The 26,173-nt window shown below is 64.3% G+C and carries 28 protein-coding genes; 19 read left to right on the top strand and 9 right to left on the bottom strand.

Translation table 11 applies throughout. The features are described 5' to 3' along the window. Positions 1–5: 5 nt before the first annotated feature. The 4 genes from phnL to VK804_RS04480 are packed head-to-tail and all read left to right on the top strand — an operon-like array spanning position 6 to position 3,081. Positions 6–704: a phosphonate C-P lyase system protein PhnL gene (gene phnL, locus VK804_RS04495; RefSeq protein WP_325368270.1), complete on the top strand. Its 699-nt coding sequence runs from the start codon at positions 6–8 to the stop codon at positions 702–704. 15 nt (positions 705–719) lie between these two features. Beyond that, positions 720–1,877, top strand: a complete 1,158-nt coding sequence (locus tag VK804_RS04490) for an alpha-D-ribose 1-methylphosphonate 5-triphosphate diphosphatase (RefSeq protein ID WP_325368268.1) — start codon at positions 720–722, stop codon at positions 1,875–1,877. Next, on the top strand, positions 1,874–2,452 hold the full coding sequence (gene phnN / locus VK804_RS04485; RefSeq protein ID WP_325368266.1) for a phosphonate metabolism protein/1,5-bisphosphokinase (PRPP-forming) PhnN: 579 nt from the start codon (positions 1,874–1,876) through the stop codon (positions 2,450–2,452). Before VK804_RS04490 ends, phnN begins: the two co-directional genes overlap by 4 nt. A 17-nt stretch (positions 2,453–2,469) precedes the next feature. After that, on the top strand, positions 2,470–3,081 hold the full coding sequence (locus VK804_RS04480) for a pyridoxamine 5'-phosphate oxidase family protein (protein ID WP_325368264.1): 612 nt from the start codon (positions 2,470–2,472) through the stop codon (positions 3,079–3,081). Between the two features lie 41 nt (positions 3,082–3,122). Here the strand turns inward: VK804_RS04480 and VK804_RS04475 are convergent, their stop codons facing one another. Both VK804_RS04475 and VK804_RS04470 read right to left on the bottom strand, forming a co-directional pair. Further along, positions 3,123–4,721, bottom strand: a complete 1,599-nt coding sequence (locus tag VK804_RS04475; protein ID WP_414642718.1) for an MDR family MFS transporter — start codon at positions 4,719–4,721, stop codon at positions 3,123–3,125. Between the two features lie 4 nt (positions 4,722–4,725). Beyond that, positions 4,726–5,952 (bottom strand): HlyD family secretion protein, encoded by a 1,227-nt coding sequence (locus tag VK804_RS04470; protein ID WP_325368262.1) that lies wholly within the window; start codon positions 5,950–5,952, stop codon positions 4,726–4,728. 99 nt (positions 5,953–6,051) lie between these two features. On the opposite strand from VK804_RS04470, the gene VK804_RS04465 reads away from it, so the two are divergent. Continuing rightward, positions 6,052–6,732, top strand: coding sequence for a TetR/AcrR family transcriptional regulator (locus tag VK804_RS04465; protein WP_325368260.1), 681 nt, complete (start codon positions 6,052–6,054; stop codon positions 6,730–6,732). 61 nt (positions 6,733–6,793) lie between these two features. On the opposite strand, the gene VK804_RS04460 is transcribed toward VK804_RS04465, so the two are convergent. From VK804_RS04460 to VK804_RS04450, 3 genes are all read right to left on the bottom strand, one after another. Next, a complete protein-coding gene (locus VK804_RS04460; RefSeq protein WP_325368258.1) occupies positions 6,794–7,696 on the bottom strand; it encodes a haloalkane dehalogenase in 903 nt (300 codons plus the stop codon). 89 nt (positions 7,697–7,785) lie between these two features. Beyond that, a complete protein-coding gene (locus VK804_RS04455; RefSeq protein ID WP_325368255.1) occupies positions 7,786–8,823 on the bottom strand; it encodes a formylglycine-generating enzyme family protein in 1,038 nt (345 codons plus the stop codon). Next, positions 8,824–10,485 carry a sulfatase-like hydrolase/transferase gene (locus tag VK804_RS04450; RefSeq protein ID WP_325368253.1) on the bottom strand — a complete coding sequence of 554 codons (1,662 nt, stop codon included), beginning with the start codon at positions 10,483–10,485 and terminating at the stop codon, positions 8,824–8,826. Between the two features lie 159 nt (positions 10,486–10,644). Between VK804_RS04450 and VK804_RS04445 the strand changes: the two genes are divergently transcribed. The 3 genes from VK804_RS04445 (at position 10,645) to VK804_RS04435 (ending at position 12,776) form a co-directional block, all read left to right on the top strand. Next, on the top strand, positions 10,645–11,733 hold the full coding sequence (locus VK804_RS04445; protein ID WP_325368251.1) for a ribonuclease Z: 1,089 nt from the start codon (positions 10,645–10,647) through the stop codon (positions 11,731–11,733). 86 nt (positions 11,734–11,819) lie between these two features. Beyond that, positions 11,820–12,458 (top strand): TetR/AcrR family transcriptional regulator, encoded by a 639-nt coding sequence (locus tag VK804_RS04440; protein ID WP_325368249.1) that lies wholly within the window; start codon positions 11,820–11,822, stop codon positions 12,456–12,458. Positions 12,459–12,557: 99 nt separating this feature from the next. Then, positions 12,558–12,776 carry a hypothetical protein gene (locus tag VK804_RS04435; protein WP_325368247.1) on the top strand — a complete coding sequence of 73 codons (219 nt, stop codon included), beginning with the start codon at positions 12,558–12,560 and terminating at the stop codon, positions 12,774–12,776. Between the two features lie 85 nt (positions 12,777–12,861). Here VK804_RS04435 and VK804_RS04430 read toward each other — a convergent pair whose 3' ends face one another. Next, positions 12,862–13,083, bottom strand: coding sequence for a hypothetical protein (locus VK804_RS04430; protein ID WP_325368245.1), 222 nt, complete (start codon positions 13,081–13,083; stop codon positions 12,862–12,864). Positions 13,084–13,116: 33 nt separating this feature from the next. Beyond that, on the bottom strand, positions 13,117–13,503 hold the full coding sequence (locus VK804_RS04425) for a carboxymuconolactone decarboxylase family protein (protein ID WP_325368243.1): 387 nt from the start codon (positions 13,501–13,503) through the stop codon (positions 13,117–13,119). A gap of 154 nt (positions 13,504–13,657) precedes the next feature. Between VK804_RS04425 and VK804_RS04420 the strand changes: the two genes are divergently transcribed. Both VK804_RS04420 and VK804_RS04415 read left to right on the top strand, forming a co-directional pair. Continuing rightward, on the top strand, positions 13,658–14,638 hold the full coding sequence (locus VK804_RS04420; protein WP_325368241.1) for a tripartite tricarboxylate transporter substrate binding protein: 981 nt from the start codon (positions 13,658–13,660) through the stop codon (positions 14,636–14,638). A 149-nt stretch (positions 14,639–14,787) separates the two neighbouring features. Then, on the top strand, positions 14,788–14,976 hold the full coding sequence (locus VK804_RS04415) for a hypothetical protein (protein WP_325368239.1): 189 nt from the start codon (positions 14,788–14,790) through the stop codon (positions 14,974–14,976). 84 nt (positions 14,977–15,060) lie between these two features. Here the strand turns inward: VK804_RS04415 and VK804_RS04410 are convergent, their stop codons facing one another. Continuing rightward, complete coding sequence (locus tag VK804_RS04410) at positions 15,061–15,255, bottom strand: hypothetical protein (RefSeq protein WP_325368237.1); 195 nt, start codon at positions 15,253–15,255, stop codon at positions 15,061–15,063. A gap of 208 nt (positions 15,256–15,463) precedes the next feature. Here VK804_RS04410 and VK804_RS04405 point away from each other — a divergent pair, with 208 nt between their 5' ends. The 9 genes from VK804_RS04405 to VK804_RS04365 all read left to right on the top strand — a co-directional run bounded on the left by VK804_RS04405 (position 15,464) and on the right by VK804_RS04365 (position 25,574). Beyond that, complete coding sequence (locus VK804_RS04405; protein WP_325368235.1) at positions 15,464–16,825, top strand: c-type cytochrome; 1,362 nt, start codon at positions 15,464–15,466, stop codon at positions 16,823–16,825. Next, complete coding sequence (locus tag VK804_RS04400; protein WP_325368233.1) at positions 16,822–17,316, top strand: (2Fe-2S)-binding protein; 495 nt, start codon at positions 16,822–16,824, stop codon at positions 17,314–17,316. Before VK804_RS04405 ends, VK804_RS04400 begins: the two co-directional genes overlap by 4 nt. Then, entirely contained in the window at positions 17,313–19,538 is a 2,226-nt protein-coding gene (locus tag VK804_RS04395; protein ID WP_325368231.1) for a xanthine dehydrogenase family protein molybdopterin-binding subunit, read from the top strand. Before VK804_RS04400 ends, VK804_RS04395 begins: the two co-directional genes overlap by 4 nt. Beyond that, positions 19,535–20,965, top strand: a complete 1,431-nt coding sequence (locus VK804_RS04390; protein ID WP_325368229.1) for an MATE family efflux transporter — start codon at positions 19,535–19,537, stop codon at positions 20,963–20,965. Before VK804_RS04395 ends, VK804_RS04390 begins: the two co-directional genes overlap by 4 nt. Before the next feature lie 222 nt (positions 20,966–21,187). Continuing rightward, positions 21,188–22,144 carry an ABC transporter substrate-binding protein gene (locus VK804_RS04385; protein WP_325368227.1) on the top strand — a complete coding sequence of 319 codons (957 nt, stop codon included), beginning with the start codon at positions 21,188–21,190 and terminating at the stop codon, positions 22,142–22,144. A 5-nt stretch (positions 22,145–22,149) separates the two neighbouring features. After that, complete coding sequence (locus VK804_RS04380; protein WP_325368508.1) at positions 22,150–22,905, top strand: ABC transporter permease; 756 nt, start codon at positions 22,150–22,152, stop codon at positions 22,903–22,905. Continuing rightward, positions 22,884–23,690, top strand: a complete 807-nt coding sequence (locus VK804_RS04375) for an ABC transporter ATP-binding protein (RefSeq protein WP_325368225.1) — start codon at positions 22,884–22,886, stop codon at positions 23,688–23,690. Before VK804_RS04380 ends, VK804_RS04375 begins: the two co-directional genes overlap by 22 nt. Before the next feature lie 8 nt (positions 23,691–23,698). After that, complete coding sequence (locus VK804_RS04370; RefSeq protein ID WP_325368223.1) at positions 23,699–24,484, top strand: ABC transporter permease; 786 nt, start codon at positions 23,699–23,701, stop codon at positions 24,482–24,484. 271 nt (positions 24,485–24,755) lie between these two features. Further along, complete coding sequence (locus VK804_RS04365) at positions 24,756–25,574, top strand: N-acyl homoserine lactonase family protein (protein ID WP_325368221.1); 819 nt, start codon at positions 24,756–24,758, stop codon at positions 25,572–25,574. 89 nt (positions 25,575–25,663) lie between these two features. Here VK804_RS04365 and VK804_RS04360 read toward each other — a convergent pair. Further along, a partial coding sequence (locus VK804_RS04360) for a hypothetical protein (RefSeq protein ID WP_325368219.1) occupies positions 25,664–26,173 on the bottom strand: 510 nt, incomplete at its 5' end.

The raw sequence follows: 26,173 nt of genomic DNA, 5'->3' as shown, positions 1-26,173 counted from the left end.
AACCGATGACCGTGATGATCGAAATCGCCGACGCCGAAAAAACCTTCACCATGCATCTGCAGGGCGGGGTGGAGTTGCCGGTCGTGCGCGGCGTGTCGTTCCAGGTCAAGTCGGGCGAATGCGTGGTGCTATCGGGCCCCTCCGGCGCCGGTAAATCCTCGATCCTGAAAATGATTTTTGGCAATTACCGCTGCGACGGCGGCCGCATCGGCATCCGCCACGAAGGCAATGTCATCGATCTCGCGCGCGCTGAGCCGCGCGAGATCCTAAGCGTGCGGCGGCACAGCATCGGCTATGTCAGCCAGTTTCTGCGCGCGGTGCCCCGCGTCGCCACCATCGATGTCGTCGCCGAGCCTTTGATCGCCAACGGCATCGCGCGGCCCGACGCGCGCCAGCAGGCCGCAAGCCTGCTCAAAACGCTGAACATTCCCGAGCGGCTGTGGGCGCTGCCGCCATCGACCTTCTCCGGGGGCGAGCAGCAGCGCGTCAACATCGCCCGCGGTTTCATTTCCGATCTGCCGATTCTGTTGCTCGACGAGCCCACCGCTTCGCTCGATGCCGTCAACCGCGCCGTGGTGGTGGACCTGATCGGCAAGAAGAAACGCGCCGGCGTCGCCATGGTGGCAATCGTCCATGACGATGAAATCCGTCATCTGATCGCCGACCGGGTCGTCGACGTGACCTCGTTTGCTGCCGCTGCATGAAGGAAGATGCTTGAGATGAGTTCGACCGGGTCCGAAACCGTTATCGGCAATGCCAGGATCGTCCTGGCGGACCGCGTGATCGAGCGCGGCTGGATCGCCTTCGCGGATGGCTGCATCGCCGAATTCGGCGAGGGCGACGCCCCGGTCGGCAGCGATGATGCCGGCGGCGACCTGGTCATGCCCGGCCTGATCGAACTGCACACCGATCACCTCGAAGCACATTACGTACCGCGGCCAAAAGTGTTCTGGGACCCGATCGCTGCCGTCGTCTCCTATGACGGGCAATTGGCGACCTCGGGCATCACCACGGTCTTGGATTCGCTCAGGGTCTGGCGCGAGGACGGCGCCGAGGAAGTCGACGGCCGGGCAGGGGTGCTGGCGGCAGCGATCACCGCGGCGCGCGAGGAAAACCTGTTGCGATCAGATCATTTCCTGCATCTGCGCTGCGAAATCCCGATGCCGAGCGTGGTGGAAGAGGCCAAGGAGCTGATCGGGCGGCCGGACGTGCGGTTGATGTCGCTGATGGATCATACGCCGGGCCAGCGCCAGTTCCGCGACGAGGTCAAGCTGCGCCAGTACTATCGCGGCAAGGGTGCCGGCATGACCGATGCGGAACTGGACGTGCTGTTCGAACGGCGCTTCGCCTATCAGAAGGCCTATGCCGCGACCAATATGCGCGCGATCGTCGCGCTGGCGCAGCAATACGAAATCCCGCTCGCCAGCCACGATGACACGACAGAGGAGAACGTCACCGACGCGATCCGCGATCATGTCGCGGTGGCCGAATTCCCGACCACGATCGAGGCTGCGCGCGGCCTGCATCAGGCCGGCATCGGCATTTTGATGGGCGCGCCCAACGTCGTGCGCGGCGGCTCGCATTCCGGCAACATCGCCGCCGTCGATCTCGCACGCGAGGGGCTATTGGACATCCTGTCGTCCGATTACATTCCCTCCAGCCTGTTGATGGCGGCGCTGCAATTGCCGCGGCTGGTGTCCGATATCGATCTTGCCTCCGCCGTCTGCACCGTCAGCAAGGCGCCGGCCGAAGCGGTCGGCCTCAACGATCGCGGCGAGATTGCGGTCGGCAAGCGCGCCGATTTGATCCGCGTCCATGTCGCCCGCGATATTCCCGTGGTGCGCAGCGTCTGGCGCGAGGGACATCGCGTGGCGTGAGCGAAACCCCGGCCATATCGGATGTCCGCGCCGGGGCCATCGGGCCGGGCCGGCTCGTGCTGGTGGTCGGCCCGAGCGGCGCCGGCAAGGACACGCTGCTCGGCCTGGCGCGCGACGCCTGCGCCGGCGATGCCAGCATCGTTTTTCCACGCCGCGTGGTGACGCGGGAAGCCTCGACCTTCGAAGACAATGAGCAGGTCAGCGTTGAGGACTTCCGCCAAGGGCGCAACGACGGCGAGTTCTCGATGCACTGGGAAGCACATGGTCACGGCTATGCGCTGCGCCGTGCGATCGACGACGATATCCGCGCCGGCCGCACCGTGGTCGCTAACGTCTCGCGTACCGTGCTCGAGGCGATGCGGCGCGCCTATGCCGACGTCGTGGTGGTTTCGATCACCGCGCCGCGCGAAATTCTAAGGGAACGTTTGGCTGCGCGGGCGCGCGGCAGCGACGGTCAGCTTTCGGACCGGCTCGGCCGCGCCGTCGACGAGGTTGTGCCGGATGTCATCATCACCAACGTCGGCAGCGCCGCGCAGCATGCGCAGGAGCTGCTGCGCGCCATCAGAGGTGGCTAGGTCTAAGGAGGAAACGCATGTCGGTCATTGCAACGATCGAAGCGCTGGAAGCGATCTACGGCCAGACCGGCGAGGCCTCTACCGTCAAGGTCGCCGACCGCATCACGCCGTCCTATCGCGTGCTGATCGAGAAGTCGCCATTCGCGGCGCTGGCGACCTCGGGCCCGGAGGGACTGGATTGCTCGCCGCGCGGCGACCTCCCCGGTTTCGTCAGGATTCATGACGAGACGACATTGATGATGCCGGACCGCCGCGGCAACAATCGCGTCGATTCCTTGCGCAACATCGTGCGCGATCCCCGCGTCGCGCTGCTGTTCCTGATTCCGGGTTCCGGCTCGACGCTGCGCGTCAACGGCCATGCGCGGGTCTCGGTGGATCCGGACCTGCTGGCGTCGTTCAAGATGGACGGCAAGGCGCCGCGCACGGTGATCGTCATGACCGTGCACGAAATCTATTTCCAGTGCGCTCGCGCCATCGTGCGCTCCGACCTGTGGAATCCGGACAAGCGGGTCGATCCCAGGACCTTGCCGACGCCTGGAAAAATCCTCGCCGAGATGAGCCAGAACCGCGTCGGCGGCGAAGCCTACGACCGCGAATGGCCGGAACGCGCCCGGCAGTCGCTGTGGTAGATCGTCATGCCTGGGACAAGCCCGGCCATGACGAAAAGAAGTCAATGCGCGCCGGCGCCGCTGGCCCTCACCTTGCGGGTGAAGACCACGGCAATCGCCGAGAGCACCAGCACCACGCCGATCACCGCAAAGGTATCGCTGAAACCCATCACCAGCGCCTGGTGTTTTACGGCGTTGCCGAGCGCGATGATGGCCTGCTGATGGGCCGCGGCCGGATCGGGCACGCCGTGATTCATGAAATAGTCCGTCGACTGCGCGATGCGGTTGCGCACTTCATCGCGGCCGAGGGTGACCTGCTGGCCGATGATGTTGGAATGAAACTGCTCGCGCTTGGTGACGACCGTGGCCAGCACCGCGGTGCCGATGGCGCCGCCGAGGTTGCGCAGCATGTTGCTGATGCCGGAGGCCGCCGCGGCGTCCTGCGGGGCGATCAATCCCGTCGTTACCGAGGTCAATGGCGTCAGCACCATGGCCTGGCCGATGGCCCGCACGATGTTCGGAATCCACAGCTGGTCGCCGGCATAATCGGGCGACATCGCGGTGTTCATGAAGCAGCTATAGGCAAAAATCAAAAGTCCGGTGATGGCGATGTAACGCGTGTCGAACCGCTGCATCAGCTTCGGCACCAGCGGAATCAGGATCAGCTGCGGCAGGCCGGTCCACGCCAGCACTTCGCCGATCTGCTCGGAATTGTAGCCCTGCGCCTGGCCGAGATAGGCCGGCAGGATATAAACCGATCCAAACAGCGCGAAGCCCAACAGCGTCACCGCGATGGTGCCGAAGCCGAAATTGCGCTGCTTCAGCAGCCGCAGCCGGATCAGCGGCTTTTCAACCGTCAGCTCGATCCAGATGAACAGCGCCAGGCTCACCACGGCAATCAGCGCGAGGCGCTGGATGAAGGGCGATGAAAACCAGTCGTCCTTGTTGCCTTCCTCGAGCACGGTCTGCAACGCGGCCAACCCCACCACCATGGTGAAGATGCCGACCCAGTCGCCTTCCTTCAGGAGTTTCAGCTGTGCCGGCTGCCGCTCCAGCGTCAGCGAGAGCGCGGTCACCATAACGATTGTCGGCAGCACGTTGACGAAGAAAATCGTCTGCCAACCATAATTCTCGGTGAGATAACCGCCGATGGTCGGGCCGATCGCGGGTGCAAAGGTGACCGACAGCGCGAACACCGCGAGCCCGATCGGCTGCTGCGGTTTCGGCAGTTTGGTCAGCACCAGCGTGAACGCCATCGGGATCAATACGCCGCCGGCAAATCCCTGCAATCCGCGCATCGCGATCATCGAGGGCAAATCATGGGTGAAGGCGCAGGCGACCGAGAAGATCGCGAACAGCGTCGCGCTTGCCAGCATATAACGGCGGAACGAGAACACGCGCGAGAGAAAATCGGTCAGCGGGATCACCACGATCTCGCCGATCAGGTACGAGGTCGAGATCCAGGAGCCGTTGTCGACCCCGGTGCCGATGCCGCCTTCGATGTTGAGCAGCGAGGCGTTGGTAATCTGGATGTTCAGGATCGCCATGAACGAGCCGATCATCGCGGCGAGCACGGCGATCCAGACGGTCATGCTGGCGCGGTTCGGGTCGACGCTGGTTCCAGCGTGGGCGGCCGGAAGCGCAAGGGCGGACGTGGACATGACGCTATCCTCCGAAAACCTTGCGCGACGAGCCGATCGAAGTCCTGGCGGCGGCGACCGCGCGGCGCTCGAGCGCCTGCGACTTGGTTTCGATGGTCGGGATCACCGACATGCCGGGCCGCAGTTCGACACGAGCGTCATTGTCGCGGTTCAGCGCGATCTTGACGGGAATGCGCTGCACCACCTTGGTGAAATTGCCGGTGGCGTTATCCGGCGGCAGCAGCGCGAATTCCTGGCCGCTGGCGGGTGCGAGGCTGTCGACGTGGCCATGCACGATCTGGCCCGGGAACATGTCCACCGCGATATCGACCGCCTGGCCCTCGCGCACGTCGGTGAGCTGCGTTTCCTTGAAATTCGCCACCACATAGGCGCCGGCGACCGGCACCACCGACATCAATTGCGTGCCGGCCTGCACATACTGGCCGGTGCGCAGCGTGCGATTGCCGACGACGCCGTCGATCGGGGCCATGATGGAGGTGTATTCGAGATTGAGTTCGGCCTGGCGCTGCGCCGCTTCGGCGCGGGAAAGCGCGGCGTTGGCCTGGACGATCTCGGCCTTGAGCAATTCGACCTGTTTCAACGCGGAGGCCAGATTGGCGCTATCGCGCGCGATCGCGGCCCGCGCGCCGGCGATGCGCGACTGCGCCTGCTGCGCGTTCTGCACGCTGCCGTAGCCGGTGGCGGCGAGGTCGGTGTAGCGCTTGTTCTCCTGGGCGGCGAAACCAGCGGTGGCCTGATCGACGTCGACGGTTGCCCTGGCGGCATCGATCACCGCCTGTTGAACGCCGAGCTGGGCCTGCTTGCTGGCGATCGCAGCGAGCGCGGCGGCGACATCGGCCTTGGCCTGGTCGAGCGCGACGGCGTAGTCGCGCGGATCAATCCGCGCCAGCACCTGGCCGGCTTGGACCGGCTCATTGTCGCGGACCAGAACCGCGCTGAGGTAGCCTGAAACCTTCGGGGCGATCGTGGTGTTGTCGGCCTGCACATAGGCGTCATCGGTCGACACCAGATAGCGACCGACCGTCCAGTAGCCGAAGCCAGCCCAAGCTGCGCCCGCCAGCGCGACCACCGCCGCACTTGCCATTAACACCTTGCGAAAATTGAATTTTTTGGTGACTGCGGGCACTGCCTCTGCTGCGACGACATTATTATGAGCGTCCGGCAGCAGTTCCTTGACGGCGGTGGCTGGAACCGGGCGGTCGATCTCGAAGCTGGTGGAATGCTGGGTCATGACGGTCGCTCCCGAGGGCGTCAATTAGGAAACTTGATATTTTCCAAAATAGCGCCTAGCTTGGGACTGTCAATGGAATGACAGGCATCATGTAAAAGCATGGCTGAGATCGAGACCACCGAGGATACCGACCAGGCCCGCCGCTGCCGCGGCCGGCCGCAAGTCCGTCCCGACGAGGAAACCCGGCAGATCATCTACGAGGCCGCGCGCCACGCGTTCGCCGCCAATGGCTATGCCGCGACCGGCATGGAGGCGGTGGCGCGGCGCGCGGGGGTCTCGACCAAGACGCTGTATCGCTTGATCCCCAACAAGGCCGCGCTGTTTGACGGCATGGTGACCGACCGGCTCGACCGCGCGCTCGCCTCGATCGATTTCGAGGCCATCGATCACGCCGAAATCGAACAGGCGCTTCATGCGGTGCTGACGGCCTGCGCGGAACTGACGCTGGACGAAGAGGTAGTCGAGCTGCAGCGCATGGTGTTGCAGGAGGCCGGCAATACTTCCGACATTGCCGGCATGTTCTACAAAAATGGTATCCAGCGCATCGCCGCCGCGCTCGCGGACTGGCTGCGGGCGCAACAGAAGCGCGGATCGATCGAACTCGACGACGCCGAGGAGGCGGCCGGCATGCTGCTCGGCATGATCGCTTCCGCGCCGCGGCGCGCCGCCCTGTTCGGTCGCGTGCCGCTGCCGTCGCGTGCAGAGATCGGGGCGCGGGTACGGGCTTGCGCGAAGCTGTTCCTGCGCGGCTGCGAAGTCAGGCAAGGCAGCGGGCGATAATGTCGCCTGTTTTAGCTGCCTCAGCTTCGCATGCCAGGCGCGATCTCTGGGGCGAAGGATTTCAGGGATTGTTGCGGATGAAGCGATCGATCAACTCGGCAATCTCGGACGGACAGTCCTCCTGCAGGAAGTGGCCACCCTGCAGCGTCACATGGGGCTGGCCGCGGGCGCCGGGCACGCGCTCCCGGAAAATCTTCTCGCCGCCTTTGGTGACGGGGTCGCCGTCGCTGAAGGCGGTCAGGAAAGGCTTGTTGAAGGTCTCCAGCACTTTCCAGGCCGCCATGTTCTCCTCGACGGAGGCATGCTGCGGAGTGATCGGGACCAACGTCGGAAAGCGGCGGGCACCGGCCTTGTAGCTTTCGTCGGGGAACGGCGCATCGTAGGCGGCCTTTTCGGCTGTGCTTAACGCCCGCTTCGTGCCGGTGTCGAGGATTCCGCCGACCGGGAAAATCGGCACGCCCTGGCTGAACGCCAGCCATTGGTCGAAACCCGGCGTGGATCCGGTTCCGGTCGGCAGGCCGGTATTGGCGACGATCACCCGCTTGAACCGGTCGGCGAAGGCCGCCACCAGCCGCAGGCCGATCAGGCCGCCCCAATCCTGGCAAAACAACGTGATCCCGCTGATGTGCTGAGCCGTCAGCCAGTCGCTCATCCATGTGACGTGCCGCTCATAGCTGTAGTCGGCTTGCGCCGCCGGCTTGTCGGACCGGCCGAAGCCGACCAGATCGGGCGCGATCACGCGATATCCGTTCGCGAGCAGTGCCGGGATGATATGGCGATAGAGATACGACCAGGACGGCTCGCCATGCATCAAGAGCACCGGCTGCGCCCTGGTCGGGCCGGCATCGACCGCATGAATCCGAAGCGGCGTGCCGTCGGCATCGACGATATCGGTGTAATTCGGCGGGTAGGGGAAATCGGCAAGGCCGGCAAAGCGATCATCCGGCGTTCGCAGCACGTCCATGGGACCTGATCTCCGGCGATTCCGATAATATGGCACCATTAGTGCCATTTAATCGGAAATGTCAAGTTGCATGAACCGGACCGCACAGCTTACTGTGACGGTGGATTGGCAAGCACTGTCCGGAAGCCGACGTGCTGGGCGCCGATCGTGCCGTCGCCGGGCTGGCGCGCGGCAGGGCGGTAGCGCATGCAGAAATTCGGCGCGCACAGGAATGACCCGCCCTTGATCGTGTAGCTCGGCTGATCCGCCGATGCGGAGCCGGACTGATGATCGGGGGTCCAGCGACTGCGCGTCCACTGCCAGACATTGCCGACGATGTCGTAGAGGCCGTAGCCGTTGGCGGGGAAACAGCCGACCGGCGAGGTGCGCTTGTAGCCCTTGCTGCCGAAATTCAGGATCGGGAAAATGCCGCGCCAATGATTCGATTTCGGCGCGTCGTCCGAATCGTGCTCGGCGCTCGCCTCGTCGATATCGCCGTCGCGACCGCCGCGCGCGGCGTATTCCCATTGCTCTTCCGTGGGCAGCATCCTTCCGGCCCAGCGCGCATAGGCTTCGGCGTCCTCAAAGGCGACCTGGACCACCGGATGGTTCTGCCGGCCATCGAGGTCGCTGCCGGGTCCCTCGGGGTGGCGCCAGTTGGCGCCGGGAACGAACTTCCACCATTGGCTGATGTCCTCGAGGTTGCGGATCTCGGCCGGCTGCACGAACACCCATGCGCCCGCCACGTTGGCAGGACGCCCGGACGCCGGTGGTTGCGCATCGGCAGCGCCTGCGGGCACGCGCTCGGAAACGGTGACGTAGCCGGTTTCGGCAACAAAGCGGGCAAATTGCGCGTTGGTCACGTCGTGGGAATCGATCCAGAAGCTGTCGACCGCGACCTCGCGCTGTGGTGCTTCCTCAGCCCGGTAATCCTCCGATCCCATTCGAAAGCGGCCGCCCGGAATCAGGACCATTCCGGCGCCCGGTGCCTGCGGCCGATCGTCGACGGCGAGACAGGTTTGCGGCGGTGCCCGGCCGTTGAGATGCGGCGCGGCGAGGGTGCCGGCGAGCACCGCGACGCCGCCGCCGGCGACGACCGCAATGGCCACGCCGAAAATGAGTCCGCGAAAACGTTTCAACGACATCATTCAATTCGCCCAGTAGATGTACTCGTCGTCGTTCACGGCCGGCGTTCCCGCCGGGTGGTCGATCCGGACGGGGGCTTCGAGCAAGGTCGGCCAGAGTGGCTTCACCTGTTCGGCGTCAACCGAGGCCAGCGCCGTCTTCAATTCCTCGACCTTGCCGGGCATCGCTTCGGCGAGATTTTTCTGTTCGGTCGGATCGCTCGTCAGGTTGAAGAGCCAGACCTTCTTCGGCCGTTCCGTGGTCTGCAGTTTCCAGCCTCCGGCGAGCAGCACCTTGTAATCGCCGTCGCGCCAGTACAGCGTCTTGTGCGGGGAGTCCTGCAGCTTCGTCGTCACGAACGGCAGCAGGTTGACGCTGTCCATGGAACGGTCTTTCGGAATCTCCGCCGCCGCCGCCGCCGCCGCCGTGGCAAAAATATCGACATGCCCGACCGGCTTGTCGAATCTTGTGCCCTTGGCCAAATGCGTGGGCCATTTGATGAAGAAGGGGACATGGATTCCGCCTTCGAAGAAGGTCGCTTTCCATCCCCGGAACGGCTTGTTGATATCGGGCAGTCCGATGTAATTCGCGCCGCCATTGTCGCTGGTGAAGATGACCAGCGTGTTGTCCTCGAGTCCCTGTGCCTTCAGCGTGTCGAGCACCAGGCCGACATTGCGATCGAGCGAGCGGATCATGGCTCCGTAAACGCGCAGGCGATGATCCCCGATGGCGCCGAGCGCGTCGTAGTCGGACTTCAAGGCCTGCAATGGGGTATGGGGCGCATTGAACGCCAGGTACATGAAGAACTGCCGGTTGGCATTTAGCTCGATCGCACGCGCCGCCTGCTTGCCGAGGTAGTCGGTCATGTAACCATCGGGCTCGAATTGCTTGCTGCCGTTATAGCGGACGCCGTAGCGCAGATTGGCCCACAGGAATTTGTCGATCGGATCGAAGTCCTGCTTCGAGTTCTCGACATTGCGGTCGCCCTCGGGAAGGAACATCGAGGCGCCGTCGTAGAACGCCAGCGCCTCGTCAAATCCGCGGGACTCGGGGCTCGTCGTGGCAGTCCCGCCAAGATGCCATTTGCCCAGCATGATGGTGTGGTAGCCCTTGGTCCTCATGACCTGGCCGAGCATCACCTCCGAGGTCGGCACCGTCAGGTCGTTGATCGAGTTCGGGATGTCCTTCTCGCGTTCACTGTAATAGTAGCTGGGCAGCGAGCCGGCGAGTTTGTAGGTACTGATCAGTTTGGAGAACGCCTTCGGCGCGGGCGTGAACTCGAAGCCGAAGCGGGTGGCGTAGCGGCCGGTCATGATGGCGGCGCGCGACGGCGCGCAGGTGGCGTCGCCGGCATAGGCCTGGGTGAAGGCGGCACCGTCCTTGCCGATCGAATCGATGCGCGGCGTCGGCACAAGTCCGCCGGCAACGCCGCCGCCGTTGAAGGTGATATCGTTCCAACCGAGATCGTCGGCGAGGATCACCACCACATTCGGCGGACGAACGCCTTGCGGCGGCGCGGCCGGCCCGTTTTGCCAGCTGACCTCACGGTTTGGGCCGACGGGATCCTGGATCGACGCGATGATTCCCGGCAGGTAGTACCAGTAGCGTTCGAAGACGGCCCAGCCGGCCGCGCCGAGAATCACGACAACGACAAGCGCAATGCGCGCCAGCGACATTCTCGGCATCAAATCTTCCTCCGCTCAAGCCACCTCGCACCGATCGTAACATCGGTTTGATTGGCGCACGGCATTTCCCCTGGGGAATTATTGACATTATTAGTGCCATAATATTTGCTGACCGTCAAGATAAGCGGCGTCGCGGAGCCGCCGGGGTGGAGACGACGGATGAAGCCTTGGCGGAAAGTTCTGACGTCGCTTGCCGTCATCGTCGTGGTGGCCGGCGCCGCCGCCTACCACTGGCGCGGCGAGATCGTGCTGCTCGGGATGCAGCGCACCATTGCGCGAACTCTCGCTGCCGATCCGATCGCGGACTTGCCGGATGGTCTGCATGTCGGTCTGTGCGGCTCGGGCTCGCCGTTTCCGGATCCGACGCGATCGGGGCCGTGCGTGGCGGTGGTCGCGGGAAAACGGCTGTTCGTGATCGATGCCGGCGACGGTAGCGCGCGCAAGCTGCAGCTGATGGGTTTGTCGCCCGGCCGGATCGAAGCGGTGTTCCTGACCCATTTTCATTCCGATCATATCGACGGCCTCGGCGGGCTGATGTTGCAGCGCTGGGGAACGGCGGCGAACACGACACCGTTGCCGGTCTACGGGCCGACCGGGGTCGAAACCGTCGTGGCCGGCTTCAATGCGGCCTATGGTCTGGACGAAGGGTACCGGGTCGCGCACCACGGACCGATCGTGATGCCGCCCGGCGGATTCGGCGGTGTTGCAAAGGCCTTCGCGAGTCCAGCGGCGGATGGGCCGGATGTCGTGTTGATCGATGATGGCGGGCTGAAGGTGTGGGCGTTCCCGGTCGATCACCGGCCTGTCGAGCCCGCCGTCGGCTATGCCTTCACCTACCGGAATCGCAAGCTCGTGGTCAGCGGCGATACGGTCGCCTCGCCGCGCGTCGAGCGTGAGGCCAAAGGCGCCGACGTTCTCGTGCACGAAGCTCTCTCGCCCCGGCTGGTCGGCATGCTGCAGCAGGGCGCGCATGATGCGGGCCGCAGCAATCTCGAGGCCGTGTTCAGGGACATCCTGACCTATCACACCACTCCCGAGCAGGCCGCTGAAATCGCCGAGCGAGCCGGCGTCGGCTATCTCCTGCTCGATCATATCGTGCCGACGCTTCCCTATGAGGCGCTGGAAGGGCCGTTCCTCGGACGGGCGCGCGCAATCTATTCGGGTCCGCTCAAGGTCGGCCACGACGGCGACTTCATCTCGATGCCGGCGGGTTCCAAAGCTGACATCGTGACTAACCTGCTGCGTTGAGTGTTGCCCTGTGCCGCCACGGCAAGCTTCTTATTGACATTAATAGTGTCATATTATTAGAGTGGGGACCATCACGTGAGGACGGCATGAACGATCTCGGCAAGGCCGCGCAATTTCGGCTGACCGCGGCCAAGACGGCAGCCGAAGCCGACGGCCGCAAGCATCGCTCGCAGAAGAGCCAGGTGCTGATCGTCAATGCGATGCTCGAACTGGTAGCCCAGGGCAATCTCGAGCCCAGCGCCGATCAGATCGCGGAGATCGCCAAGGTCGGCCGGCGCTCGGTGTTCCGCCATTTCAGCGACATGGACACGCTCTATCGCGAGATGAATAAGTCCATCGCGGCGACCATGGGATCGCTCGTGCAGCAGCCGTTCCAGGCGACCGACTGGCGCGGCCAGGTGCTCGAACTGGTCGATCGCCGCGCGATGGGCTTTGAGAAGATGAAACCGTTCCTGCTCGCCGGGCAGGTGCATCGCCACCGCTCCGAGTTTTTGAAGAAGGCTCATGCCCAGTTTGTCGGGATCCTGAGAGATATCCTGACGGAGATTCTGCCGAAGGCGGTCGCGCGCGAGACGGTGCTGGTCGAGGCGCTCGACATGCTACTCGGTTTCGAGAGCTGGCAGCGCTTGCGCGAAGACCAGGGTCTCAGCATCGCGAAATCCAAACGTGTCCTGAAACAGGCGATCGAATCGCTGCTGGAGAGCCAGGCGAAAGAGCGTGCGTGAGGCGTCGGTCGCGTTGCGACGACGCGTTGTTCGACTGAATTCCGCACCGCGATGAGCGGTAGAATATTTCGTAAGACAAAAATCGGGGGAGAAATGACAATGACCAAGTGGATTTTGGCGGCCGCGCTGGTTTTGGCCGTGAGCGGGGCATCGGCGACCGAGCCGAAGAAGCGAGTGAAGCCGGCCCCCAAGGCCGTGGCTTCGGGCCAGATGTTCTGCGGACCGCAGGGCTGCCGGCCGGTGAAGCCGGGCTGCCACATCGAGCAGAAGGTCTATATGGGCATGTCGAGTACGATGAACATGGAAGTTTGCAACTGAGACGGAGCACTTTCCGTATCATGACGATCGAAGCTTGACTGCCGGCCGCCGCGATGCGGCTGCCGGCGCCGAGCCGCGCTAAAATTCAGGTATGCCTGGAGATAAACTCCTCCGGCCGCGTGGCGAGCCAGACTGGCGTCTCCTGCATCGGATAGTGGCCGGAATTGCCGATCTGCTCGATCTGCGCATGCGGATAAAGCGCGGGATAGACGGCCCGTACCATATCGGCGCTGATGCCGTTGTCGTACCAGCCATGAATCACCATGATCTCGATCGGGCCGTCGCCTATCGTCGTATACCGCGCCATTTTTCCCCTCAACAAAATCCATGGGTGATCGATCTATTTCCTGTCGGCCGCCGCGAAGACATCCCGGCAGGCCGCGACGCCGTTGATCGCGGCCGCAACCCCGACATAGGGCACGAGCTGCATCATGATCTCGACCAGTTCCTCTCGGGTGACGCCGCAGCGCAGCGCCCCGCCGATATGGGTCCGCAGCTGCGGCGCGGCCGTTCCGAGCGTCGCCAGCGCCGCGACGGTGACGATCTGGCGGGTCCGCGAGTCGAGCGTCGGGCTCTGGTAGATTTCGCCGTAGATGGTCTCGAGCACGTAAGCGGCGAGTTGTGGCGCGATGTCGCCGAGGGAACGGTCGACCTGGTCCGGCGTTTGCCCCAGGATTTCGCCGAGCTTTTGCGCGCCGCGGGCACGGCACTCCGGGTCTGACGACATGATGGGTTTCCTTCTGTCGGCGGCCGCATTAACGTATGCCTGCTTTCGGTCTGGCCGAACGCGAGGAATCGTCCCAGCTGTACGGCTGACATCCCCTAGCGTCAACAAAGCCAAGTGCGGAATAAACCGCATGGATCGTGTTCGGAGGAAAATCTTGTTCAGCCGTTGTCTCAAGATGTCAGCGCTTTGCGCGGGCGTGGCGATGTTGTCGGTCGCGGGCTCCGCCTTTGCGATGGCGCAAAGCTGGCCCGCGCAGCCGATCAAGATCGTGATCGGGTTCGGTCCCGGCTCGGCGGCGGATATCCTGGCGCGCCTGGTCGGCAAGCGGATGGAGAGTAGCCTCGGTCAACCGATCGTGGTCGAGAACCGCCCGGGCAACAGCAGCATGATTGCCGCCGAAACCGTGACGCGGGCGCCGGCCGACGGCTACATGCTGTTCATGGCGACGATCGCCAACACGCTCAATCCGGCGGAGACCAAATCCGGGTTCGATCTCGGCAAGGAAATGGCGCCGATCACGCTGCTCGGCGTGGTGCCGAACGTGCTGGTGGCCCATCCGTCGGTTCCGGCCAATAATTTGCAGGAACTGATCGCGCTGGCGAAGAGCAAGCCGGAAGGTCTGACCTTCGGCTCGTCGGGCTACGCGACCGCGAGCTACATGGCGGCCGAATTGTTCAACGCCAAGGCCGGCACCCACATCCCGATGGTGCCCTATCAGGGCGGCAGCAACCAGGCGGTCTCCGACCTGCTCGCCGGCCGCATCACGCTGATGTTCAATGTGGCGGCGACCCTGGCACCGCAGGTCGAGGCCGGCCGGCTGAAGGCGTTCGCGGTGGCGCAAGCCAAGCGCGCCTCGATCATGCCGGATGTGCCGACGCTGGCGGAGGCCGGGATGGCCGGCTATGACGCCGGAATCTGGATCGGGCTGCTGGCGCCGAAGGCAACGCCACAGGCGATCGTCGAGAAATTGTCGACTGCGGCCAACGCCGCGCTCAACGACGCGGAAGTTCGCGCCGCGCTGAAGGTGCAGGGCACCGATCCCGTCGGCGGCACGCCAAGGGAGTTTGCCGACTTCATCCGCGCCGACATCGAGAAGTGGACCGCGATGCTCGCCTCCTCCAGCCCCGCCAAGTGACGGCCCCGACTTCCCGTTCTGCTGCGCCGCAATGTAAATACAGGGGCAGGACTACTGCCCGTTTTCCACACGGCAAGTTGAAGCGCGGCTGCCCCGACTCTGCTACAGTCCCCGGCATAAATTGGCTTCACACCGCAGGAGTGGAGTTCATGAAAAAGCTCGTGGAGATTCGCAGCCAGGAGTTCATGTGCCGAGAGCGCGCCATGCTGGATTCCGAGCGCAAGATTTTCTGGCTGGCACAGGCCGAAGAGTGGGAACAGCGCGCGCTGGACGAAATCGCGTTTCACTTCCGCGAATGCAACCTCGATAGCGCCGATTCACAAGCCGTCGCCCATTAGCGCGCAAACCGGGAAAATTGAAGCTGCGACCTTGTCGCGTCAGCGCGCGACGTGGGTTGCGCGCGCTGCCATCGCCGATTTGGCCTAATGCCGCTGCTGCGGCCTGGTGACGGTCTGCCGGACTTCGGCGCCGCAGTCCGAGCATTCATAGATGAAGTCGATCCTGGCCATGCTCCAATGCGGTTCGACCTCCCTGACATACATGGGAAGCAGTCCCACGCAGCCGGGGCACACGATCGGCGCGGTCTCGACCTCGTGATGCTGGATATAGGCTGGCATATCGGCTCTCCTTCACAGCGAAGACACGGTGAACCTCAACCCCAAGGTAACTTACCGCGGCCAGCCGATTCCCCCGATCAACTCTTTCGAACGTACAAGGAACGAACCACTATTGTTGCTGCGTGTTGTATTCCTGTAACATTCATCCTTGCACCTGCAGGACCTGCGGATTCATGCTAGCAACTCTCGCAAAATGCGGCCGGAATCGATGAAAAAGCCAGGATCTACCGCAAGCATCATCGCCGCGCTCCTGGTCGGCGGCGCGCTGGCGGCGTTTGCGATCGCGTGGCGTTCGGCGATTGCCCCGATCGATCCGCCGGCGCCGAAATCCTTCGACGCCGCGCTGGTCAGGCATGGCCGCGAACTCGCGGCGATCGGCAATTGCAGCACCTGCCACACCTTGCGCGGGGCTAAGGATTTTGCCGGCGGGCTGCCGGTGCCGACGCCGTTCGGCACCATCTACTCCTCCAACATCACGCCTGATGCCGAAACCGGAATCGGCCGCTGGAGCGAAGATGCCTTCCGCCGCGCCATGCGCGACGGCGTCGCCCGCGACGGGCAACACCTCTATCCGACCTTTCCCTACGATCATTTCACCAATGTCAGCGACGACGACGACCGCGCGCTCTATGCCTTCCTGATGACGCGCGAGCCGGTGCGGGCGGCCGCGCGCGCGAACCAGCTGCCGTTCCCGCTCGATCAGCGCGTCGTGATCGCAGGCTGGAAATTGCTGTTCCTGCGCCATGGCACCTATCAGCCGGATGCGACCAGGAGCGCGGAATGGAATCGCGGCGCTTATCTGGTCGAGGGGCTCGCCCATTGCGGCGCCTGTCATACCCCGCGCAACGCACTCGGTGCGGAACGGCCGAGCGCCGCGTTTTCCGGCGGCGACGTCGACAACTGGCACGCCTATGCGATCAACGCGCAGTCGCCGGCGCCGGTGCCGTGGACGTCGGATGCGCTGTTTTCCTATTTGCGCAACGGCTGGGATCCCGATCACGGCGTCGCGCGCGGGCCGATGGCGGAGGTGGTGAGCAACCTGTCGCAGGCAAACGACGGCGATATCCGCGCCATCGTCACCTACATGGCCAGCGTGTTCGGCGCCCCGACGCCGGAGCGCCAACACCGCGGCGAGCAGGTGCTGGCGCAGGTGAAGTCATCAGCGGCGCCGGCACCGCAGGCTGATGCGGCGGGAGCCGCGATCTACCAGGCCGCCTGCGCGACCTGCCATGAGACCGGCCGTCCGTTGCCCTTTGGCGGCGTCAATCTGGCGCTCTCGACCGCGCTCACCAGCCCCGATCCGCGTAACGCCGCCAACATCGTGCTGTCGGGGGTTCGCCCGGTCGAGGGCGAGCGCAGCCCGATCATGCCGGGTTTTGCCGCCAGCATGAGCGACGCCCAGGTGGCAGAACTCCTGAATTATCTGCGCGCCCGTTTCGGCAACCAACCGGCCTGGGCCGGCGTTGAAAAGACGGTCGAAGCCGCGCGGCGCACGCAGACGGTATTTTTGCGGACAGCGCCTCCGCCGTACAATGTTCCGTCCGACGCAAGCCAGAAAGACAAGCCATGATGACACTGAAGGTCAACGGAAAAGATCATCAGGTCGATGCCGAGCCGGATACGCCGCTGCTCTACGTGCTGCGCGACGAACTCGAACTCAACGCCGCCAAATTCGGTTGCGGGCTTGGCCAATGCGGCTCGTGCACCGTGATCGTCGACGGCAAGGCGGTGCTTTCCTGCGTGACGCCGCTGCTGCTGCTCGAGGGCAAGCAGGTGACGACGCTCGAGGGACTCGGCTCGATCGAGGCGCCCGGGCCGATCCAGCGCGCCTTCATGGAAGAGCAGGCGGCGCAATGCGGCTATTGCATCGCCGGCATGATGATGCGGGCGCAGGCGCTGCTGCAGCGAAATCCAAAGCCCACCGACGACGAGATCCGCACCGAGCTCGAGCCGCATCTGTGCCGCTGCGGCACCCATATGCGGATTTTGCGCGCGGTGCACCGCGCCGCCCGTCTGATGCAGACCGCCGACGCCTCGCCGATGCAGAGGAGCACCCAATGAACGGCCCCGTGCTCGACCGCCGCCGCGTGCTCGCCGGAAGCGGCGCGCTGATCGTCAGTTTTTCGCTCGGCGATGCCTTCGCGCAGGATCAAGGCGCGCCCGCCGCCGCGCCAAAACCGCCTGCCAGCCTCGCCACCGCGCCCTATCTCGATTCCTGGATCCGTATCGATGCCGACGGCAGCATCACGGCGTTTACCGGCAAGTGCGAACTCGGCCAGGGTTTCAAGACCGCATTCCAGCAGATCGCCGCCGAGGAACTCGACATGCCCTTCGACTCCCTGAAGGTGATCACCGCCGACACCAGCCGCACCGCCAATGAGGGCTATACCTCCGGCAGCCATTCGATGCAGGACAGCGGCACCGCGATCCAGCATGCGGCGGCCCAAGTGCGCGCGCTCCTGATCGCGGAAGCCGCGCGGCGGCTCGACCTGCCGGCGGAAAATCTGCGCACCGAGAACGCCGCCGTGATCGCGCCGGACGGGCGGCGGCTCGGTTATGGCGAACTGGTCGCGCAGGACATGCTGCATGTGCAGGCGCAAGCTACCTCAACCCTGAAGGATCCCGCGACCTTCAAGATCATGGGCCAGCCGATACCGCGCGTTGACATCCCGGCGAAAGTCACGGGAGGCGCGGCCTATGTCCAGGACATGCGGCTGCCCAACATGGTGCATGCGCGCGTCGTCCGCCCGCCGAGCTATGGCGCGCAATTGACGGAATGCGACACGGCCGTGGTGGAAAACCTGCCCGGCGTGGTCAAGGTTATCCGCGACGGCAATTTCCTCGCCGTCGTCGCCAAAAAGGAATTTCAGGCGATCAAGGCGATGGCCGCGCTGTCAGCCGCGGCAAAATGGAAGGAGACGCCGAGCCTGCCGAAGCAGGACGATCTGCTTCACGTGTTGACCGGCCTGCCGTCGCAGGACAAGACGATCTTCCAGGCGAGCAATCCGGCGGTCACGGGGCAAAAGACCATCGAAGCCACCTATACACGGCCCTATCAGTCGCATGGCTCGATCGGCCCGTCCTGCGCGGTCGCCCAATTCACCGATGGCAAGATGACGGTGTGGACCCATACGCAAGGCGTCTATCCCGACCGCGCGGCGATTGCCGAGATGCTGCGCGTGCCACAGGCCGACGTCCGCTGCATCCAGGTCGAGGGCTCCGGCTGCTATGGCCATAACGGCGCGGACGATGCCGCGGCCGACGCCGCGCTGATCGCGCGTGAGCTGCCCGGCGTGCCCGTGCGCGTGCAGTGGATGCGCGAGCAGGAGCATGGCTGGGAGCCGTATGGCCCGGCGATGGTGACGAAGCTGAAGGCTTCGCTCGACGGCAGCGGCGCGATCGCCGACTGGCATTTCGAGGTTTTCAGCAACACCCATTCGATGCGGCCGGGCGGCGCCGGATCGATGCTGGCGGCCCAGCACATGGCCAATCCGTTCGCGGTGCCGGCGCCAAAACCCATTCCGCTGCCGGAAGGCGGCGGCGACCGCAACGCGATCCCGATCTACAAATTCCCCAATGCGCAGGTCGTGCATCACTTCATCCCGGCCATGCCGGTGCGGATCTCGGCGATGCGCGCGCTCGGCGCCTATCACAACGTGTTCTCGATCGAGAGTTTCGTCGATGAACTGGCGCTCGCGGCCGGCGCCGATCCGGTCGAGTTCAGGCTGAAGCACCTCGACGATCAGCGCGGCCGCGACGTCATCGAAAAGGCAGCCCAGGGTTTTGGCTGGCAGAAGGGGCAAAAGCCGCCGCCCGATCGCGGCTATGGCTTTGCCTTCGCGCGCTACAAGAATCTCGCCGCCTATTGCGCCATCGCCAGCGAAGTCGAAGTCAACCGCGAGACCGGCCGTCCCCGGCTGGTGCGCGCGGTCGCCGCCGTCGATGCCGGCCAGGTGGTCAATCCGGACGGGCTGACCAACCAGATCGAAGGCGCGATCGTGCAGTCGATGAGCTGGACGCTGTATGAAGCGGTCACCTTCGACGACACCAGGATCACCAGCATCGACTGGCAGACCTATCCGATCCTGCGTTTCAACGCGGTGCCCGACAGCATCATCGTGCACATCATCGACCGGCCCGGACAACCCTTCCTCGGCAGCGGCGAAACCGGGCAGGGCCCGGCCGCGGCATCGATTGCCAACGCCATAGCCAATGCCACCGGAAAACGCCTGCGCGACCTGCCGCTGACGCGCAAGAAGATCAAGGACGCGATCGACGCGTGAAGCCGAACGCGTCCGACCGTCAAAAACTCTTTCTCGAGGGACCGATCGGCACCGCGCTGGTCCGTCTCGCGATCCCGATTACCCTCGGCAATTTGCTGCAGACCGGCTACCAGCTGACAGACGCGTTCTGGGTCGGGCGGCTCGGCGCGGCCGCGGTCGCCGCCGTGTCGATCAGTTTTCCCGTCACCTTCCTCGTTATCGCGCTCGGCGCCGGCCTCGGCATCGCCGGCGCGATCCTGTCGGCGCAATATATGGGCGCGGGCCGCCAGGACATGGTCAATCATGTCGCGGCGCAGACCATGATGATGGTGACGATCACGTCCGCGGTGCTGGGCGCGGCGGGCTACGCCGTGGCGCCTTACCTGCTTGAACTGTTGGGTGTCGAACCCGATGTCTACGCGGGTGCGCTCGGCTTCATGCGGGTGTCGTTTATCGGCATCATCTTCGTCTTCGCCTACGGGATGTTCCAGGCGCTGATGCGCGGCGTCGGCGAGACCCGCACGCCGCTGATGATCGTGTTCGGAACCGTGCTCTTGAATTTCCTGCTCGATCCCTTGTTCATCTTCGGTTTCGGACCGTTGCCGCCGCAGGGCGTGATGGGCGCGGCGCTGGCGACGCTCGGGACGCAAGGGCTCGCGGCGCTGCTCGGAATTACGATCTTCCTGCGCGGCCGCCATGGCATCCAGTTGTCGTGGCGCGATTTTCGTCCCGACCCTGTCTACATCAGGCGCGCGTTCTTCTTAGGGCTGCCCGGATCGATCGAACTGGCGACGCGCGGCCTCGGGCCGATGCTGCTGTCGTTCCTGGTGGCGAGTTTCGGCACGGTGACGCTCGCCGGCTATGGTGTCGGCTCCAACATTCTGCAATTCGTCACCATCCCGGCGTGGGGCCTGTCGCAGGCGGTGTCCACGCTGGTCAGCCAGAATATGGGCGCGCGCAATCCGGCGCGCGCCTCGCGCGCGGCGCTTCTCGGCGCCGGCACGGGCTTTGTCGTCCTCTCGCTCGTGGGGCTGCTCGCCTATATCCTTGCCCCGATTTTGGTGGCGTTCTTCGTACCGCGCGCGCCCGACGTCATCGCCGAGGGCGCGCAGTTCATCCGCATCATGTGCCTGGCCTGGGGCGGCGTCGGCGTGCAGCTGTGCGTGGTCTCGGCCTTCCGTGCCTCCGGCAACATGCTGGCGGCGATGGTGATCGCGCTGGTCTCGCAATTTATGCTGCAGTTTCCGCTGGCCTATATTCTCTCCAAGCACACGACGTTGGGGGCTTACGGAATATGGTGGTCGTTCCCGATCACCACTATCGTCGTCGCGCTCGTCTCGTTGTGCTGGTTTGCGCAAGGCGGCTGGAAAACGACCGTGCTGACGGAGGAAGCAAGGCAGGTGGCGCAAGTAGCCGAGGAAACGATCGCCGAGGAAGGCATCCGCTGAGATCACTCTCGTCATGCCCGGGCAAAAGCGCGAAGTGCGTCTTCGCGCTAGATGTCCCGGGCATCCACGTCTTGACGGTGTTGAAGCAAAGACGTGGATGGCCGGGACCAGCCCGGCCATGACGGAAAAAGCTTCCATCGCCGCGGTCTTTTTGACTACCATGCCGGATCGAGCCTTTCGGAGCGTCAAGACTCCGGGCTGACCAGCAGGGGAAACGCACCGATGAGTTTTGTTCGCCGCCACCTCACGACCATCCTGACCGCGACGCTGCTGCTGGCTGCGCCCGCTTTGTCCCGCGCCGAAACGGTGCGGATCGGCCTGCCGACCAAAACCTACTGGCCGACCACGGTGGCGGAGGCGGCGGAGCACCAGAAACTGTTCGAGAAGGAAGGCATCACCGCCGAGCTCACGATCTATCGCGGCGGCGCCGAATGCTTTGAGGCCATGGCCGCGGGCGCGGCCGACGTCATACTCGACGCGCCCTCGCTGCCCTCGGCGGGGCTGAAGAAGGGCGTGATGTCCAAGCTTGTCGCAGGCGGAGCCATGGGCAGCTTTGGCTGGAAGCTGATGGTGCCGGCCAAGTCGACGCTGACGGTGGCCGACCTCAACGGCAAGAAGGTCGCGATCACCTCGGCCGGCTCCGGCTCGGACCTGCTGGCGCTCTGGACCATCGCCGAGAAGAAGATCGACTTCACCCGCGTGCCCGTCGGCGGCGGTGGGCTGGTGCCCAACCTGCTCGCCGGCAATGTCGATGCCGCCGTGGTCTATTCGCCGCTCTCGTTCCAGATCGAAAAATCCGGCGAGGCGCGCACTTTGATCGACTACGCCAAAGAGGTGCCGCCAAATCTCTCTGCAGGGTGGATCGTCACCGACAAGATGGCCAGGGAAAAGCCCGAACTGGTGCAGAAGACGCTGAACGCGCTCTATGGTGGCCTGCTCTATATGCGCAACAACCGCGACGCCGCCATCAAACTGATCGCAGAGCTCTATGACATGCCGCCGGATATCGCCGCTCTCGAATACGAGAACACCATCCTGAAACTGGAAACCGATGGCGGCATGACCACGGCCTCGGTCGATCTGTCGCTGGAGATGGCCAAGATGGGCGGCATGAAGGATCTGGCGCCGGCCGCCGACATCATCTCGACCCAGTTCAAGCCGGTGCCGACAAAACCTTGAACGAAATGTCCAGCGCGCTCGCCGTCAAACTCTCCCGCTTCGCCATCGTCGCGGCGCTGTTCGGGCTGTGGGAATTGTTGTCACGCACCGGCATGGTCAATCCGCGGCTGCTGCCGTCCGCCGGCGACACGCTGGTGACGCTGGCCGACCTGCTGCAGCGCGCGAGCGTGCGCTCCGACGTCCTCGTCACCGGCGCCGAGGTGCTGACAGCATTTGTGATCGCGGTACCCATCGGCGCGCTGATCGGAGTAGCCATCGCCGAAAATCGCTACTTCGCCGAGGTGGTAAAACCGCTGCTGTTCTTTGCCTTCAGCATTCCGAAATCGATCTTCCTGCCGATGTTCATCCTGGTGTTCGGCGTCGGTTTTGCGCAGAAGGTGGGCTTCGGATTCTTCTCCACCATCTTCATCGTCATCATGTCGACGACGACGGCGGTCGAATCGGTCAAGCCGGAAAATCTCTTGGTCGCGCGATCCTATGGCGCGACACCGGCGCAGACCATCTGGCGGGTCTATGTGCCCTCGATGCTGCCGGTGCTGCTGGAAGCGCTGCGGATATCGATGATCTTCAACCTCACCGGCGTCATGCTGGCCGAGATGTACGCCTCGCGCGAAGGCCTCGGGCACCTGATCGCCAACTGGGGTGAGAATTTCATGATGCGGCAGCTCCTGGCTGGCGTGCTGATGGTGGCGATCATCGCGATTACCTTCAACGAACTGGTCCGATGGGTGGAAATGCGATGCGGCCATTGGCGAACATAACCCCGCTCAAACCGGCTTCCCGCGCCGGTGCGGTTGCGCTCACCGGCGTCGGCCAGACCTATCAGACGTCAGGCGAGAGTGTTGTCGCGGTGTCCGACGTCTCCTTCGAGGTGAAGCCGGGACGCTTCGTCGTGCTGGTCGGTCCCTCCGGCTGCGGCAAGTCGTCCTTGCTGATGATGATGGCGGGCCTGCGCCGCCAGACCGCGGGCACCATCCTGGTCAGCGGCGCGGCGATCGACGTTCCCGATCCCAATCGCGTCGGCGTCGTGTTCCAGGAGCCGAGCCTGTTTCCCTGGCTCACCGCCGAAGAGAACGTCGAATTTCCGCTGACCTTGCGCGGCGTCGCGAAGAAAGAGCGCCGTGCCAAGGCGGAGGAGGCCTTGCAGCTGGTCGGCCTCGACGGATTTGGACAACGTCATCCGCATGAACTGTCCGGCGGCATGAAGCAGCGCGTCTCGATCGCGCGCGGCCTGGTGCAGGATCCGCCGGTGCTGTTGATGGACGAGCCGTTCGCCGCGCTCGACGAGCAGACCCGCATGACCATGGGCGACGAATTGCTGCGGATCTGGGCCGCGACCGGCAAGACCATCGTGTTCGTGACCCACAGCCTCACCGAGGCGGTCTATCTCGCCGACGAGGTGATCGTGATGTCGGCGCGTCCCGGTCGCATCGTCGACCGCTTCGACGTCGCGCTGCCGCGGCCGCGCACCTTCGAGATGCTGAGCGGCGACATTTTTGGCAGCCTGCGCGACCGCATCTGGCGCCATATCCGCAAGACAGCATGAGGCGCATGATGTCCTCGACAAATCTGCGCCGCGTCATTGTCATCGCGCTCATCGTGCTCTGGGAAGTGCTGCCGCGGACCGGCGCTATTCCCGAACTGTTCCTGCCGTCGCTGTCCCAGACCTTGCAGGCGGGATGGAGCGAGGCTGCCGAATACCGGCACGCGCTGCTGGTGACGCTGTACGAAGTTGCGGCGGCGATGGTGATCGCCTGCGGCGGCGGCATTCTCGCCGGCGCCGTCATCGGCAGCCTGCCGCGGCCGCGCGTGCTGATCATGCCGATGGTGTCGAGCCTCTATGCGGTTCCGCTGGTCATCCTCTATCCCGTCTTCACGGTGTGGCTCGGCATCGGCTCGGAGTCCAAGATCGCCTTCGCCGGTCTCTACGGTTTCCTGCCGACCATGCTGGCGACCGCGGCCGGCATCCAGACCATCGATCCGCAATTGCTGCTGGCGGCGCGCAGCATGGGCGCGACGCTGAGCCAGCGCGTGACGCGGGTATTGATCCCGGCCGCGATTCCGACCGTGCTGTCGGGCTTGCGGGTCGGCGGTGCGCTGGTCATCGTCGGCGTCGTGGTGTCGGAGATGCTGATTTCGTCGGCGGGGATCGGTTATTTGATCTCGCGCTACCGCACCATCCTCGACAGCCCGCACGTGTTCGCCGGCGTTCTGCTGGTGCTGGCGATGGCGGTGGCGTTCAATGCCCTGATCCGGCTGATCGAGCGCCGCGCCGCGGTCTGGCAGGTCGGCACCCGCGCCGGCGACAACGCAATCGTGAAGGTCGGGCAGGTGGCTTGATGGTTGGTGCGCCGCTACGACGCATTTGGGACCGAACCCGCATGCGCAACACCGCAACCGCCGATTTAATCCGGGTCGATCGCGGATAATTCTTGGCCGGGTCGTCGCAATGTCCTGGTTGGAGTCTTTGGGAACAGATATTCCGCGTCCCTTCACATGTGTGTATCCTGTGTGCGCTACCTGTCGCAGGGTTTGCGGCGCTGATGCTTTGAACGCCGCACCGGGCTAAAAAAGGGGCTGCGCTTTAACAAGCCATTCAAGGGAAGAAACAATGAAACGAACACTGACCTTACTCGCTGCCGGCGCCTGTCTGTTCGCCGGTCTGGCGACATCAGCGCAAGCCGCGCCGGACGTATCGCTGGCCCGCCTCGATTGCGGCACGCCGCCGCCACCCACGGCCGTCAATGAGCGCTTCTCGGATACCTTTGCCTACGGAGAATTGAAGATTCAGTTCGTCTTCAGTTGCTATCTCATCAAGCACGGCGACGAATATATGTTGTGGGATACGGGCCATGCCATGACGATGCCCAATGTCGCGCCAAAGGTGAGCCTGGTCGATCAGCTGGCAAAGGCCGACGTCAAACCCGACCAGATCAAATATGTCGGCATCAGCCACTATCACGCCGATCACACCGGCCAGATCGACTCGTTCCCGAAAGCAACGCTGCTGATCGGAGCCAAGGAATGGGAAGCGATCACGAGCCCCAAGCCGGCTCCCGGCGTGAACTTCAAGCCGTTCGAAAGCTGGATCAAGGGCGATAGCAAGGTCGAACCGCAACCCATCGACAAGGACGTCTTCGGTGACGGCACGGTAATCATGCTGCGCACGCCCGGCCACACGCCGGGCCATTCCAGCCTGCTCGTCAAGCTGCCGCAGATGGGCGCCGTCATCATTACCGGCGATGCGGTCCACTTCCGCGAGAACTACGATTCGGACGGCGTGCCTTCCTTCAACTACGATCGCGCCCAGACGGTCGCTTCGATCGAGCGCCTCAAGAAGATCGCCGCGAACCTGAAGGCGACGGTCGTCATCCAGCACGATGCGCGCGACGTCGACAAATTGCCGGCATTTCCGGCGTTTGCGAAGTAGTCGCCGGCACTGCTCCCTCTCCCCGCTCTTCGCGGGGAGAGGGAGAGCCGAATTCGAGCGTTGCCGATTCAACTCGAGGCCATCGTGCTCTAGACGGCGGGATCCGGCCGACGCGGCAGCATCAGCGCGGCGAAGGCGAGGCACAGCAGATAGTGCAACCCCTGCACCGGTGTCACGAATCCGAAATGCGCCTCGGGCGCAAACGCCAACGTGACGCCGAAGCCCGCGATCAGCGCCAGCGCGCCGAACAGCCGAAGCGAATCCCGAGCAAACAGCATCGTCCACAGGATGACGAGGGCAGACAGCGCCGCGGTCACATCGCCCCATTTGCCGGCGCCCAGCACGACCGCGGCGACGCCGAGGCCGCCGAGCAAGAAGGCAAAGCGGCTCGCCGCCGTCAGCCGGCGCGCGATCGGATCGTCGGGAAAACGTAAAGAGTAGGCGAGAAGCGGGAAGGCGGCGCAGGCGGCGAACAGGCTGGCGTAGCGGTGGGGTCCGAGCGTGACGGCCACGCCGGAAAACCGCAGCACGCCGAAGCAGGCCGCGACGCCCACCAGCAGCGCCGGTATCGCCAGCCCCGGCATGTCGCGGATGCGGCG

The sequence above is a fragment of the Bradyrhizobium sp. genome (assembly GCF_035484855.1).
GTDB lineage: Bacteria > Pseudomonadota > Alphaproteobacteria > Rhizobiales > Xanthobacteraceae > Bradyrhizobium.
This window is presented reverse-complemented; position numbering and strand designations above follow the sequence as displayed.

Excerpts from the sequence above, each read along its gene's own strand:
- phnL (WP_325368270.1), top strand. The coding sequence starts at position 6 with ATGACCGTGATGATCGAAATCGCCGACGCCGAAAAAACCTTCACCATG.
- VK804_RS04380 (WP_325368508.1), top strand. The coding sequence starts at position 22,150 with ATGTCCAGCGCGCTCGCCGTCAAACTCTCCCGCTTCGCCATCGTCGCG.
- VK804_RS04455 (WP_325368255.1), bottom strand. The coding sequence starts at position 8,823 with ATGATGTCGTTGAAACGTTTTCGCGGACTCATTTTCGGCGTGGCCATT.
- VK804_RS04465 (WP_325368260.1), top strand. The coding sequence starts at position 6,052 with ATGGCTGAGATCGAGACCACCGAGGATACCGACCAGGCCCGCCGCTGC.
- VK804_RS04405 (WP_325368235.1), top strand. The coding sequence starts at position 15,464 with ATGAAAAAGCCAGGATCTACCGCAAGCATCATCGCCGCGCTCCTGGTC.
- VK804_RS04365 (WP_325368221.1), top strand. The coding sequence starts at position 24,756 with ATGAAACGAACACTGACCTTACTCGCTGCCGGCGCCTGTCTGTTCGCC.
- VK804_RS04410 (WP_325368237.1), bottom strand. The coding sequence starts at position 15,255 with ATGCCAGCCTATATCCAGCATCACGAGGTCGAGACCGCGCCGATCGTG.
- VK804_RS04445 (WP_325368251.1), top strand. The coding sequence starts at position 10,645 with ATGAAGCCTTGGCGGAAAGTTCTGACGTCGCTTGCCGTCATCGTCGTG.
- VK804_RS04435 (WP_325368247.1), top strand. The coding sequence starts at position 12,558 with ATGACCAAGTGGATTTTGGCGGCCGCGCTGGTTTTGGCCGTGAGCGGG.
- VK804_RS04430 (WP_325368245.1), bottom strand. The coding sequence starts at position 13,083 with ATGGCGCGGTATACGACGATAGGCGACGGCCCGATCGAGATCATGGTG.
- VK804_RS04415 (WP_325368239.1), top strand. The coding sequence starts at position 14,788 with ATGAAAAAGCTCGTGGAGATTCGCAGCCAGGAGTTCATGTGCCGAGAG.
- VK804_RS04490 (WP_325368268.1), top strand. The coding sequence starts at position 720 with ATGAGTTCGACCGGGTCCGAAACCGTTATCGGCAATGCCAGGATCGTC.
- VK804_RS04450 (WP_325368253.1), bottom strand. The coding sequence starts at position 10,485 with ATGCCGAGAATGTCGCTGGCGCGCATTGCGCTTGTCGTTGTCGTGATT.
- VK804_RS04480 (WP_325368264.1), top strand. The coding sequence starts at position 2,470 with ATGTCGGTCATTGCAACGATCGAAGCGCTGGAAGCGATCTACGGCCAG.
- VK804_RS04375 (WP_325368225.1), top strand. The coding sequence starts at position 22,884 with ATGCGGCCATTGGCGAACATAACCCCGCTCAAACCGGCTTCCCGCGCC.
- VK804_RS04400 (WP_325368233.1), top strand. The coding sequence starts at position 16,822 with ATGATGACACTGAAGGTCAACGGAAAAGATCATCAGGTCGATGCCGAG.
- VK804_RS04425 (WP_325368243.1), bottom strand. The coding sequence starts at position 13,503 with ATGTCGTCAGACCCGGAGTGCCGTGCCCGCGGCGCGCAAAAGCTCGGC.
- VK804_RS04395 (WP_325368231.1), top strand. The coding sequence starts at position 17,313 with ATGAACGGCCCCGTGCTCGACCGCCGCCGCGTGCTCGCCGGAAGCGGC.
- VK804_RS04470 (WP_325368262.1), bottom strand. The coding sequence starts at position 5,952 with ATGACCCAGCATTCCACCAGCTTCGAGATCGACCGCCCGGTTCCAGCC.
- VK804_RS04440 (WP_325368249.1), top strand. The coding sequence starts at position 11,820 with ATGAACGATCTCGGCAAGGCCGCGCAATTTCGGCTGACCGCGGCCAAG.
- VK804_RS04475 (WP_414642718.1), bottom strand. The coding sequence starts at position 4,721 with ATGTCCACGTCCGCCCTTGCGCTTCCGGCCGCCCACGCTGGAACCAGC.
- VK804_RS04385 (WP_325368227.1), top strand. The coding sequence starts at position 21,188 with ATGAGTTTTGTTCGCCGCCACCTCACGACCATCCTGACCGCGACGCTG.
- VK804_RS04370 (WP_325368223.1), top strand. The coding sequence starts at position 23,699 with ATGTCCTCGACAAATCTGCGCCGCGTCATTGTCATCGCGCTCATCGTG.
- VK804_RS04460 (WP_325368258.1), bottom strand. The coding sequence starts at position 7,696 with ATGGACGTGCTGCGAACGCCGGATGATCGCTTTGCCGGCCTTGCCGAT.